Below are 12162 nucleotides of genomic sequence, written 5' to 3'. Positions count from 1 at the left end.
TATTAAAAATTTTATACGTGCAATTTTTGATAAAAAAGCACGTGTAAAACTTTTGTTTAAAGCTTTAGTCTTTCCGCTTTAAGCTTTACCTTTACTTTGTGAGCGATACCATAATCAGCATAAAAAATTTAACAAAGCAATACCAGACTGAGCAAGCTGGTGGAATTAAAAACATCACTTTTGATATTAATAGGGGTGATGTAGTAGCTATCATCGGCGAAAGTGGAAGCGGAAAATCAACTTTGCTGAAATCCATTTATGGCTTATTAAAAACCGATATGGGCGATATTTTTTTCGAAGAGGAAAAAGTTAAAGGTCCTGATGAACAGTTAATTCCTGGGCATAAACAAATGAAAATGGTTACTCAGGATTTTTCATTAAACATTTATGCGAAGGTTTACGATAATATTGCCTCACAATTATCGAATAGCGACCTGAAAACTAAAGCTGCGAAAACGCTGGCAATAATGGAGCATTTAAGGATTTTACCGCTCCAAAATAAAAAGATTATTGAATTAAGTGGTGGCGAGCAACAGCGTGTGGCAATTGCTAAAGCAATGGTTGCTGATACTAAAGTTTTGTTATTGGATGAACCTTTTAGTCAGGTTGATGCATTATTAAAAAACCAGTTACGAGCCGACATTAAACGCGTTGCCGCAGAGACTGGAGTTACGGTAATTTTAGTATCTCACGACCCGGCAGATGGCTTATTTCTAGCTGACCAACTGCTCATCTTGCGCAATGGTGAACTTCTGCAAACAGGAAAGCCAGTAGATATTTATCAACAGCCAAAGCACATTTACACAGCACAAATATTAGGTAATGCAGTAGTTTTATCTCGAGGCGATGCAGAAAAACTCGGACTGAAAACCTTCGCCGCATCGGTTGTGTTTTACCCGGAATGGGCAGAAATAAACAACAATTGGAGTAGCCGAAGATTTGAAGTTAAAGATGTTTACTACAAAGGTTTTTATGATGAATTATTGCTTGAGCGAAACGGCGTTACCGTTAGAGCCTTGCAATTGAATCGGGGAGAGCATAAAAAAAACGACTATGTTCAATTGAACATTAGTCGTTTTTTAGAGTTTCATTAAATTTTATTCTGCAGATGATGCCACTAAAACGATTCTAGCACCTATGCTTGCAGTTGGTCTCACTGGTAAAGTGTTTCTGTTATTATTAAATTGTAAGTAAACCCTAATCCTACCAGGGAATGAACTGTAGCTATAAGAATCTGTTCCGTAAGTAAAGGGCAATGCATCATAACCATCATCATTAAATCGGGCAAATGATAAAATGATACCATCATCTTCATATTGTTCAATTCTATTATCCGTTATATCTACATAATAGAAAAGCCCATTTGCATCGTTTCCGGAAACCCATTGATTAGGCTGAATTGTTTTGTATAGTGTAATGTTCGGAGTGTTTTGAACAATTGTGTCTTTTTTGCAAGATGCCAAACCTAGTGTGGCAATGCAAAGCATTAGGATAGTAAGTTTTTTCATGTTTATTGTGTTTAATTTGTGTGTGTACCCTGCGTAATACAAAACCACTGCCAAAAATTTAAACAAACAAAATGTGGTTTAATATTTGTTTATTCGTGAACAGGCATAATAGAAATTCGAATTAATTTATTCACGATGAGAATCATTTTTAGAGTTTTACCCTGGTTAATTTTACTAGTAGCAGGATACTTTTTTATCTCAAAAAAGTTTAGCATTAATACATCTGTTGAAAGCAAACATCAGCTTTTGGTTGATAAAATAGAGGCCATAGGTAAACTGGAGTTGGTTCGTTACCAAATAAGCGATGTACTTGAACATAAGAATAAAACGGATTTTTTACCTGAAGCTAGTGTTTTGCTAATCGTAAAAGCAGAGGCCGTTGGTTGTATCGACCTTACTAAAGTTACACGAAACGATATTGAACTTGATGCCGATACAGCTGTAGTAAATTTACCACAGCCTGAAATTTGTTATGTAAAAATCGACCATAAAAATTCACGGGTTTATGATACCAAAATGGCTTTCTTCCGCGAAGCAGGTTTGGTTGATGAAGCGTACAAAGCAGCCGAAAAACATGTAACTGCCGAGGTGAAAAAATCGAATATTTTGGCACAAACCAAAACGAATGCCATGAATGTTCTAAAACCAATTATAGAAGGTTTGGGTTATAAAAATGTGCGTTTAACTTTTGAATAGTTATATGGCGGTTGAGGATGTAACAAAATGCAAAACGGCTATTTATGACCAGAATTAAATTTGGTGTCTTAAGCCTCACACTTTTAATAGAGCCCACTGTTTTTGAAATAAGATGCTGAAATAAATTCAGCATGACGGATTAAAAGAAAATTATTTCAAAAAGTCTTCACGATGCGGATTAAATACATCAATTAAAAGTCCAGGTTCTAAACACACTAGACCATGAAATACCATTGTTGGTGCAAAAAATACATCACCCTCGTTTAAGGTTTTCTTATCGTCGCCCATGGTTACCTCAAAACTTCCCTTCGCAACATAACTCAATTGTAAATGCGGATGGTTATGAATGGTTCCAACTGCATTTTTTTCAAACTCAACTTTAACTAACATCAATTTATCATCATAAGCCATTATTTTTCTTCTCACACCGGCACCTAAATCTTCCCAATCTATTTCATTATCGGCAATTAGTGTTTTATTGGTTAAATCTTTGAAGTTCATTTTTTAATTTTATTTTGAATCATATAAGGCATTTAAGAATATGTAGCTTACGTGCTCTTAAATGTCTTATATGGTAAACTTTAAGCTTTCTACTTTGCCACCTATGCGAAAAACCTTGTATTCTTTGCAGTCGAAAACCTTAAACCAAATACTCAAACAAAGTCTGGTCTTGGTTCAACTCTATAATTTCAAACTTAAAATCTTTCATGCGTTGCAATAAACTAGCATAATCGCCTTTATTGGTTAATTCGATTCCTACCAAAGCAGGGCCGTTTTCTTTATTCGTTTTTTTAATAAATTCGAAACGCGTAATATCATCCTGCGGACCTAAAACCTCGTTCACAAATAATTTCAACGCACCTGGTCGCTGCGGGAAACGAACAATAAAATAATGTTTCAAACCTTCAAAAAGCAAAGATTTCTCCTTAATTTCTTGCATGCGCTCGATATCATTATTGCCTCCACTTACAATACAAACCACCGTTTTACCAGCAATTTGGTCTCTCAGTTGGTCTAAAGCAGCAACGGATAAAGCACCGGCAGGCTCAACAACAATAGCGTCTTCATTATAAAGTTTAAGTATTGTAGTGCAAATTTTTCCCTCTGGAATAAGGTGCATCTGGTCTAAAAGTTGCTGGCAATATTCGTAAGTAATATGACCGATTCTTTTAACAGCGGCGCCATCCACAAAACGGTCAATTTCCTCTAGCGTAAAAGGTCCGCCGTTTTCCATAGCCGTAACCATCGAAGGGGCGCCCAAAGGTTCTACACCAACCAATTTTACATCTGTTTTAACGGTTTTAATGTATGCACTCACACCCGATGCTAAACCGCCACCACCAACAGGCATCACAATCATATCTAAATCAGGTAGGTCTTCAAAAATCTCTACACCAACTGTGGCTTGTCCCTCAATCACTTTTTCATCATCAAATGGAGGAATAAAAGTAGCCGAATGTGCTGCACTATAGGCCAAGGCCTCTTTCAAACAATCATCAAAAGTATCGCCAACCAAAATTACTTCCACACTATCACCGCCAAACATATAGGTTTGCTTAACCTTCTGTTTTGGCGTAATTTCGGGCATAAAAATCACACCTTTAATGCCAAGTTTCTTACATGAAAACGCTACGCCTTGCGCATGATTACCCGCACTTGCACAAACAACACCATTAGTTAAATCCTCCTGCGGCAACGAACTAATTTTATTGTATGCACCGCGTAATTTGTAAGAACGCACAATTTGCAAATCCTCACGTTTCAAATAAATATTTGCATTATACTGAGCAGAAAGTCCGGCATTAAATTCTAATGGCGTACGTTTTACCACGCCTTTTAATCGCTCTGATGCAGATTTAAAATCTAGTGTATTTGGTGTTGTTGTGTTCATTTTTTTAGTTTCAAATAGCATTAACTTATCCAGTATTAAGATTTTTTAATGCTTATGTATTTTTGAAAAGCAGGTTCCGGTGCTTTTTAGTCAGTTCAGCCCTGCTATTCGTTTCAATCTTTTTGTTATTGTTAGTTTAAACCCGTAAAAGCCTGCAGCAAAAAGTATTTCCACTGCTATCAGGTTTAGAAAGCAAAGACTGTGTTTCAAACTGAAATCCTCCCCCTGCCCCCTCCAGAGGGGGATACCCCTCAAAGTTTTGCAAATTGCTTTTTTTATTTTTAAGGGATTTGTTCTTTTAGCTTTCAGCTTTATTCTTTCAGCTTTATTCTTTCAGCCTCCTACAAGAACTTATTAATCGCATCTAAATAAGCATTGGCCGATGCCTTTACGATATCAGTGCTAAAGCCATATCCTATAAAAGATTTACCATTGTAATCAACTTTCATATTTACTTTACTTACATCATCGCTACCGCCGTGCATCGCCTGGATGGTAAATTCTTTAAGGGTAATGTCTTTATCAATAATGCTTACAATGGCGTTTATGGTTGCGTCTACCGGACCATTTCCTTCCGCTTTTGCCTCTTTCACCTCACCATCATATTGTAATTTGATGTTTGCAGTAGGTTTTTCCTGGTCGCCACAAACCACTTGAAGTAAGTTTAATTTATAGCCATTTTTATACGATTCTGTTTCACCATTGCTCATTAAGAAAAGTAAATCATCATCACTAATGTCCTTCTTCTCATCAGCTAAAACCAAGAAACGTTCGTAAACATCATCAATATTAATTTTTTCGATGTCATAATCCAAACGCTCTAAATGGTGCTTTAAAGCATGGCGACCGCTACGTGCCGTTAAAATAATATCGGCGCTATTTAAGCCAACATCTTCTGGATTAATAATTTCGTAATTTTCACGGTGTTTTAAGAAACCATCTTGGTGAATACCAGAACTATGTGCAAATGCATTTTTACCAATAATGGCTTTGTTTGGTTGTACCGGCATGTGCATCATTCGGCTTACCATTCCACTAATTTCCGTAAAATGTTTGCTGTTGATGCCAGTATGCAAGCCCAAACTATGTGTTTTTAAAATCATTGCAACTTCTTCCAAAGCGGTGTTTCCTGCTCTTTCACCAATGCCGTTAATGGTACATTCAATTTGGCGGGCACCATTAATTACACCGGCAATGCTGTTTGCCGTTGCTAAGCCTAAATCGTTGTGGCAATGAACAGAAATTATGGCCTGGTCTATATTTTTAACGTTTTCTTTCAGGTAAAGAATTTTATCACCATATTGGTCGGGCATGCAATAACCATTCGTATCAGGGATGTTTACCACGGTTGCACCAGCAGCAATTACAGCCTCAATCATTTTTGCTAAAAATGCGTTATCCGCTCGGCCAGCATCCTCTGCATAAAACTCAACATCCTCAACGAACTTTTTAGCATACTTAACCGCATCAACCGCACGTTCTAAAATCTTTTCGCGTGTGCTGTTAAATTTGTATTTGATGTGCATATCCGAAGCGCCAATTCCGGTATGAATACGTGGATGTTTGGCATATTGCAAAGATTCTGCAGCAACATCAATATCACCTTTAATCGCTCTGGTTAAAGCACAAATGGTTGGATTTTTTATCGCTTTTGATAATTCTACAACACTTTGAAAATCACCAGGACTAGAGATTGGAAATCCGGCCTCAATTACATCTACACCAAGTACTTCTAATGCTTTTGCGATTATAATCTTTTGGTCGGTATCTAACTGGCAGCCCGGAACCTGCTCTCCATCTCTTAAGGTAGTGTCGAAAATATATACTTTATTTGGGTCGTGTATCATTATAATTGGGGTGTTGTAGTTAACTTTTGGGATAAATATTTAAGAACCAATTTGCCCATTTCGGCAGTACCTAAAACTTTAAATCGGTTAGTGTTTTCATCTGCAATATCGTTGGTTCTAAAACCATCTTTTAAAACCTCATCAATGGTATCAACCAATAATTTTGCTTCCTCTTTAAGTCCGAAACCAATTTCGAGCATCAGTGCAGCAGATAGGATAGAGGCGAGAGGATTAGCTAAATCTTTACCTGTAATATCATGTGCAGAACCATGGATAGGCTCGAAGAAACCTGTACTTTCGCCAACAGATGCTGATGCTAACATGCCCATTGAACCTGCAATTTGCGAGGCTTCATCGGTAAGAATATCGCCAAACAAGTTTGCTGTTAAAACTACATCAAATTTCTTCGGGTTTTTAATAAGCTGCATCGCCGCATTATCAATAAACATGTGTTCAGTTTCTACATCAGGGTATTGTTTAGCAATTTCCTGAACGGTTTCACGCCACAAGCGAGAGCTCTCTAAAACATTTGCCTTATCTACCGAGCACAACCTTTTGCTACGTTGTTGTGCCGCCTGATAGGCTTTGTGTGCAATACGTTCTACTTCGTAGCGGTGATAAATCATCAAGTCAGAAGCGGTGTTTCTATCTTCTGAACGCGTTTTTTCGCCAAAATATACATCGCCTGTTAATTCGCGGAAGAATAGAATATCAGTTCCCCTTAAAATTTCTGGTTTAATGCTCGATGCCTGAAGAAGTTCATCAAATAGTAATATCGGGCGGAGATTTGCAAACAAGCCCAGTTCCTTGCGGATTTTTAACAAACCTTGTTCTGGCCTAACTTTTAAGCTTGGGTCGTTATCGTATTTAGCATGGCCAATAGCACCAAAAAGGATGGCATCACTTTTTCTTGCCTTTTCGAGTGTTTCATCTGGTAAGGGTTCGCCTGTAACTTCAATTGCGGCGTGGCCCATTAAAGCTTCATCAAATATAAATTCATGGTTAAAAATCTCAGCAATTTTCTCTAATGCTGCTTTTCCCCATGTGGTAACTTCGGGTCCGATACCATCTCCAGGTATTACTAAAATGTTCTTCTTCATTGTATTATATATTTCCGTCATTGCGAGGTACGAAGCAATCTCATTTAGATAGTACGGTGCAAAGATTGTTTCGTGCCTCGCAATGACGAGTTTTGGTATTTAAATCTTCGACGACTTTAACGTCGCCGTTTTCTAATAATATTCTTTTTTCTAGGCAGTTTGGTAGCTGCGATTCAAAATGGCCAACATAAATTAAAGTCATTCCGTTGCCGCACAATTCATCGATAAACTGATTGAAATGTTGTGTTTGCTGTTGGTCTAAACCTTGGCAAGGTTCATCCAGAATCAATAATTCTGGATTTTTAATGATGGTTCTTGCCAATAAAACCAGTCTTTGTTTTCCTAAAGGAAGGGTGCTTAACAATTCATTTTTTGAGGATGTTAAACCAAAATATTCTACCAGTTCCTCAACTTGCTGGCTTTTTGTGTACGGGAGTTGTTGGAATAAACCAACTGTATCGTAAAAACCTGATGCGATACTTTGCCAAACTGTTGATTTGGCATCAAAATACCAATGAAATTCGGGAGAGATTAAACCGATGTGCTGCTTGATGTCCCAAATGCTTTCTCCGCTGCCGCGTCTGTTGCCGAATAAATACAGTTCGTTGGCATAAGACTGCGGATGGTCGCCATTGATTAAGCTCAGTAAAGTTGATTTACCCGAACCATTATGCCCTTGCAACAGCCATTTTTCGCCAGCTTTTACTTCCCAATTGATATGCTTTAAAACCTGTTTTTCACCATAACTGATGTTAACATTCACCATTTTAACGATATCATTGGATGAATAAACAGGTGATTCCTTTAAAAAATCTGGGATTTCTTTCAAGATTTGCACCGTAGAAATTTCCGAGTTTTCTTTTGAATCGGAAACGTTGATTTGGCCGTTTTGTAATTCCGCAAAGCGATTGATGGCGCTAGGATACTCTGAATCGTTAGAAATCAAAACCAACTGTACACCTTCTTTGGAAACTTCATCTAAAAGGATGTTCAAGTTTTTACGAGATGCAACGTCTAAACCCGTGTAAGGCTGGTCGATAATCAGTAATTGCGGTTTTAACCACAAAGCTTTAACCAACTGTAATTTTTTGTGTTCGCCGCTTGATAATTCTATTAATTGCGAACTGGTAAATGAGGAAAAATTTAATGCGTTTAAAATAGGTTCAACAGTATCAAAATGAAGACCTTTTTCTTTACCGTAATGCACCAATTCTGCATGAACGGTTAGCGTATCTTTAGCTTGCTGACTGGTATATCGCTGTTGATAATAGAAATTTGCAACGCCTTCTAAATTTTTAAATTGATACCAACTTTCTACAAATAAAACTTCGGCAGGTAAATGACTATTGGTGTCGAAGTTAATTTTTACGTCTCCAATTCCATTTTGTAAGCCCGCTATTATTTTTGCCAAAGAAGTTTTTCCACCTCCACTTTCGCCTAATAAAACATGGTTTTCACCACGAAGTATTGTCCAGTTCAAATCCGTTAACACCAACTTTTGTTGGTATTTCAGATTTAAACTTTGAATACTGACGAAACTCTCTTTCATTTTTTCTTGTGGTTTGATTACACAGATTTTATTTTATACTGTAGTCATTGCGAGGAACGAAGCAATCCTACAACTATAGCTAGTGCTTTAACCCATCGCTTTAAGATTGCTTCGTGCCTCGCAATGACGAGTGTGTTAGCTTTTAGCTTTAGTCTATCTACTTTTTTTCAAACTCTTCTATTAAGTCTTTTTGCGCTAAAATGAAGTCTATATCATCATAACCATTTATTAAGCACGATTTTTTGTAGGCATTAATTTCGAAAGATTCCGACACTCCTGTTTCATTTAAGATTACAACTTGGTTTTCTAAATCAACCGTTAAGTCTACATTAGGATTTGCCTCAACAGCGGTAAAAATATTTTTTAAGAAATCTTCACTCACCTGGATTGGCAATAAGCCATTGTTTAGGGCATTTCCCTTAAAAATATCAGCAAAAAAACTACTGATTACGACATCAAAACCAGCATCTTGAATGGCCCAAGCCGCATGTTCGCGACTGCTACCACAACCAAAATTCTTACCTGCAACTAAAATTTGTCCGCTGTAAGTGGGGTCGTTTAAAACGAAATCTGCTTTGGGTCGATTGTCATTTTCATAACGCCAATCGCGGAACAAATTTTCTCCAAAACCTTCACGGGTAGTCGCTTTCAAAAACCTGGCAGGGATAATCTGGTCGGTATCAATGTTTTCTATGTTTAAAGGCACAACGGCCGATGTTAATTTTGTGAATTTTTTCATTGTATCGTTTTTTTGTTTTTTGGTTTGTTTGTTGTTTAGACTTACAACTTATAACCTAGAACGTATTACTTTTTAATCGCTTTCACTCGCAATCTTCTATAATCTGCAACCCATTCTGCATTAGTAAAGCAGTTGGGTTTTAATATTTCCACAGCTAAATTTTTGATGGATTCAGCTTGTGTCTCGTCCAAGTTTTTAAGTGCATGCTGTGCAAATTGATTAATCCAAGTATACATGCCATCATCACCGATTAATTTCGTTGGCCTATCGAATAACCAGGCTTGCTCCACTTCAAAACCTTTTGATTCTAGTAAGGTGGTATAAGTGCTGATGGATGGGAAAAACCAAAAATTTGTAGCAATTTTATCTGCTAAATCCAATTGCTCAGCAGCAGCTGAAATTGCATCTGTTATACTTTTTACATTTCCCTTCCCACCAAACTCTGCGACCAATCTTCCTCCATGTTTTAAGCTTTTGAACAAACCATCTGCCAATGCATTTTGGTCTTCAATCCAGTGGAAAGTAGCATTGCTAAAAATTGCATCGAAGTTTTCATGGTAAGGAAGTTTCGTTCCATCTATTACTTCAAAATTTAAATTTGGATAAGCTTTTTTTGCATTGGTAACCATTTCGGCAGATGCATCAGTTCCTAAAACTGTAGCACCACTCTCTGCAATTTGTGCCGCCAGCTGACCCGTTCCGCAACCTACATCTAAAATATGTTCGTGTGCCTTCGGTGCTAGCCATTGCAAAACATCCGCTCCATAATCGGATACGAAATGATGTTGTTTATCGTATAATGTGGCATCCCAAACTATTTCTGGCATATTTTCTATTCTTTTACCAAGATTTATAAGATTTATGGATTTTAAGATTATTGCGAAATGTAATGGCTAGTCATCAAATCTTTCAAAATCTTATTATTTATAGTACATTTTTTATTTTTTTAGGTTAAGACATCATGCAAAACCTTAAACCTTCTATCTTTTAACTTTCAACCTCGATATAATGCTCAACAATCGGAAAAGGCTCATAAAAATGATGCAATAACTTTTTCCAATCTTGATATGCTACTGAGCTCCTGAAACCTTCGGTATGCGCTTCCAATGTTTCCCAGTTTACAAGCAGAATGTATTTATCTGTTTCTTTCTATGCATTTTTTTAGTTGATGGGAATTGTAGCCATCCATCGATGCAATGATTTTTTGAGCCTCGCTAAATGCCTTTTCAAAATCAGCTGATAGGCCTGCTTTTATATTTAATGTCGCAACTTCTAAAATCATGTTTTTAACTTTTCTGTTATAGCGAGGTACCCAGCAATCTTAATGCGTTTGCTATGCTAAATAGATTGCTTCGTACCTCGCAATGACGAGCGTATTAGTGATTTTGCTCTCACCTTAAACCTTCCACCTTTTAACCTTCTACCTTTTCTAATAACTCCCTCACATCCGTAATTACACCTGTTACAGCGGCGGCAGCAGCCGTTAACGGACTAGCCAATAACGTTCTCGCATTTTGTCCTTGTCGGCCCTCAAAATTTCTATTGGAAGTAGAAACACAATATTTACCTGCCGGGATTTTATCTTCATTCATTCCTAAACAAGCACTGCAACCTGGTTCTCGTAACTGAAAACCAGCCGCCTCGAAAATTTTATCTAAGCCTTCATTAATAGCCTGTTGCTCTACTTGTTTTGAGCCTGGAACAATCCAAACGGTAACATTATTTGCTTTGCGCTTATCTTTTACAAAATCTGCAACTTCACGTAAATCCTCAATGCGGGAGTTGGTGCAACTTCCAATGAAAACATAATCAACTGGTTTACCAATTAAAGATGCATCATCATCAAAGCCCATATAATCTAAAGCCTTTTGATAAGAAAGTTTTTCTTTTTCTGGTTGAGCTTTGGTAGCCGGGATATTTTCCTGGATACCCATTCCCATTCCAGGGTTGGTTCCATAGGTAATCATCGGTGCAATGTCGGCTGCATCGAAAGTTAAAACACTATCAAATTTTGCATCAGCATCGCTGTATAGAGTTTTCCAATAAGCTAAAGCTTTATCCCAATCTTCTCCGGCAGGAGCAAATTCTCTGCCTTTAATGTAATCGAAAGTGATTTTGTCTGGAGCAATTAAGCCACCTCTCGCACCCATTTCAATACTCATGTTGCAAATCGTCATTCGTGCCTCCATGCTTAAAGCTTCAATAGCCGAACCTGCGTATTCTATGAAATAACCCGTACCGCCAGCAGCAGAAATCTGTGCGATGATGTAAAGAATAATGTCTTTTGCACCAACACCTTTTCCTAACTGTCCGTTCATTTCAATTTTCATGGTTTTAGGTTTCGATTGCAATAAACATTGCGTTGCGAAAACTTGCTCTACCTGCGATGTTCCGATACCGAAAGCAATTGCGCCAAAAGCACCATGGGTAGAGGTGTGACTATCGCCGCAAACCATTGTTTTTCCTGGTAAAGTAATACCCAATTCAGGGCCAATTACATGAACAATGCCCTGAAACGGATGACCTAAGCCATAAAGTTCGATTCCAAATTCTGCACAATTTTTAGTTAGCATATCCACTTGATAGCGGGAAAGCTCTTCTTTAATTGGCATTAATTGGTTTAAGGTTGGTACGTTATGGTCGGCTGTTGCCACCGTTTGCTGCGGACGAAAAACAGGCAAACCCCTTTTACGCAAACCATCAAAAGCCTGCGGAGAAGTTACCTCGTGTATTAAGTGTGTATCAATGTATAAAATATCGGGAAAGCCTTCTTCACTTTTCACAACGTGAGCATCCCAAATTTTTTCTACTAATGTTTTTGACATTTTGTTA

12 protein-coding genes are annotated in these 12162 nt (G+C 37.6%); 2 read left to right on the top strand and 10 right to left on the bottom strand.

The genetic code is table 11. The features are described from left to right. Positions 1–98 precede the first annotated feature (98 nt). Positions 99–1094 carry an ABC transporter ATP-binding protein gene (locus D7004_RS15965; RefSeq protein ID WP_123206830.1) on the top strand — a complete coding sequence of 332 codons (996 nt, stop codon included), beginning with the start codon at positions 99–101 and terminating at the stop codon, positions 1092–1094. 3 nt (positions 1095–1097) lie between these two features. On the opposite strand, the gene D7004_RS15960 is transcribed toward D7004_RS15965, so the two are convergent. Continuing rightward, complete coding sequence (locus D7004_RS15960) at positions 1098–1508, bottom strand: YajG family lipoprotein (RefSeq protein ID WP_148042825.1); 411 nt, start codon at positions 1506–1508, stop codon at positions 1098–1100. A 135-nt stretch (positions 1509–1643) separates the two neighbouring features. Here D7004_RS15960 and D7004_RS15955 point away from each other — a divergent pair, with 135 nt between their 5' ends. Then, positions 1644–2204, top strand: a complete 561-nt coding sequence (locus D7004_RS15955; protein WP_123206828.1) for a DUF4230 domain-containing protein — start codon at positions 1644–1646, stop codon at positions 2202–2204. 150 nt (positions 2205–2354) lie between these two features. On the opposite strand, the gene D7004_RS15950 is transcribed toward D7004_RS15955, so the two are convergent. From D7004_RS15950 to leuC, 9 genes are all read right to left on the bottom strand, one after another. Next, a complete protein-coding gene (locus D7004_RS15950) occupies positions 2355–2705 on the bottom strand; it encodes a cupin domain-containing protein (protein ID WP_123206827.1) in 351 nt (116 codons plus the stop codon). A gap of 139 nt (positions 2706–2844) precedes the next feature. Further along, positions 2845–4095 carry a threonine ammonia-lyase IlvA gene (ilvA, locus tag D7004_RS15945; RefSeq protein WP_208646868.1) on the bottom strand — a complete coding sequence of 417 codons (1251 nt, stop codon included), beginning with the start codon at positions 4093–4095 and terminating at the stop codon, positions 2845–2847. 341 nt (positions 4096–4436) lie between these two features. Continuing rightward, entirely contained in the window at positions 4437–5942 is a 1506-nt protein-coding gene (locus tag D7004_RS15940; RefSeq protein WP_123206825.1) for a 2-isopropylmalate synthase, read from the bottom strand. Further along, entirely contained in the window at positions 5942–7042 is a 1101-nt protein-coding gene (leuB, locus tag D7004_RS15935; RefSeq protein WP_123206824.1) for a 3-isopropylmalate dehydrogenase, read from the bottom strand. Before leuB ends, D7004_RS15940 begins: the two co-directional genes overlap by 1 nt. Positions 7043–7082: 40 nt before the next feature. Further along, entirely contained in the window at positions 7083–8591 is a 1509-nt protein-coding gene (locus D7004_RS15930; RefSeq protein ID WP_123206823.1) for an ATP-binding cassette domain-containing protein, read from the bottom strand. A 157-nt stretch (positions 8592–8748) separates the two neighbouring features. Next, positions 8749–9330 (bottom strand): 3-isopropylmalate dehydratase small subunit, encoded by a 582-nt coding sequence (gene leuD, locus D7004_RS15925; RefSeq protein ID WP_123206822.1) that lies wholly within the window; start codon positions 9328–9330, stop codon positions 8749–8751. Positions 9331–9395: 65 nt separating this feature from the next. After that, on the bottom strand, positions 9396–10157 hold the full coding sequence (locus tag D7004_RS15920; protein WP_123206821.1) for a class I SAM-dependent methyltransferase: 762 nt from the start codon (positions 10155–10157) through the stop codon (positions 9396–9398). Positions 10158–10465: 308 nt separating this feature from the next. Beyond that, a complete protein-coding gene (locus D7004_RS21075) occupies positions 10466–10612 on the bottom strand; it encodes an antibiotic biosynthesis monooxygenase family protein (protein ID WP_244214363.1) in 147 nt (48 codons plus the stop codon). A gap of 130 nt (positions 10613–10742) precedes the next feature. Then, entirely contained in the window at positions 10743–12155 is a 1413-nt protein-coding gene (leuC, locus tag D7004_RS15910) for a 3-isopropylmalate dehydratase large subunit (protein WP_123206820.1), read from the bottom strand. Positions 12156–12162 lie beyond the last annotated feature (7 nt).

It is taken from the genome of Pedobacter jejuensis (genome assembly GCF_003725795.1).
GTDB lineage: Bacteria > Bacteroidota > Bacteroidia > Sphingobacteriales > Sphingobacteriaceae > Pedobacter > Pedobacter jejuensis.
Note: the sequence above shows the minus strand (reverse complement) of the source record. Positions and strands in the feature narration are given on the sequence as shown.

Excerpts from the sequence above, each read along its gene's own strand:
- D7004_RS15960 (WP_148042825.1), bottom strand. The coding sequence starts at position 1,508 with ATGAAAAAACTTACTATCCTAATGCTTTGCATTGCCACACTAGGTTTG.
- D7004_RS15955 (WP_123206828.1), top strand. The coding sequence starts at position 1,644 with ATGAGAATCATTTTTAGAGTTTTACCCTGGTTAATTTTACTAGTAGCA.
- D7004_RS15950 (WP_123206827.1), bottom strand. The coding sequence starts at position 2,705 with ATGAACTTCAAAGATTTAACCAATAAAACACTAATTGCCGATAATGAA.
- ilvA (WP_208646868.1), bottom strand. The coding sequence starts at position 4,095 with ATGAACACAACAACACCAAATACACTAGATTTTAAATCTGCATCAGAG.
- D7004_RS15940 (WP_123206825.1), bottom strand. The coding sequence starts at position 5,942 with ATGATACACGACCCAAATAAAGTATATATTTTCGACACTACCTTAAGA.
- leuB (WP_123206824.1), bottom strand. The coding sequence starts at position 7,042 with ATGAAGAAGAACATTTTAGTAATACCTGGAGATGGTATCGGACCCGAA.
- D7004_RS15930 (WP_123206823.1), bottom strand. The coding sequence starts at position 8,591 with ATGAAAGAGAGTTTCGTCAGTATTCAAAGTTTAAATCTGAAATACCAA.
- leuD (WP_123206822.1), bottom strand. The coding sequence starts at position 9,330 with ATGAAAAAATTCACAAAATTAACATCGGCCGTTGTGCCTTTAAACATA.
- D7004_RS15920 (WP_123206821.1), bottom strand. The coding sequence starts at position 10,157 with ATGCCAGAAATAGTTTGGGATGCCACATTATACGATAAACAACATCAT.
- D7004_RS21075 (WP_244214363.1), bottom strand. The coding sequence starts at position 10,612 with ATGATTTTAGAAGTTGCGACATTAAATATAAAAGCAGGCCTATCAGCT.
- leuC (WP_123206820.1), bottom strand. The coding sequence starts at position 12,155 with ATGTCAAAAACATTAGTAGAAAAAATTTGGGATGCTCACGTTGTGAAA.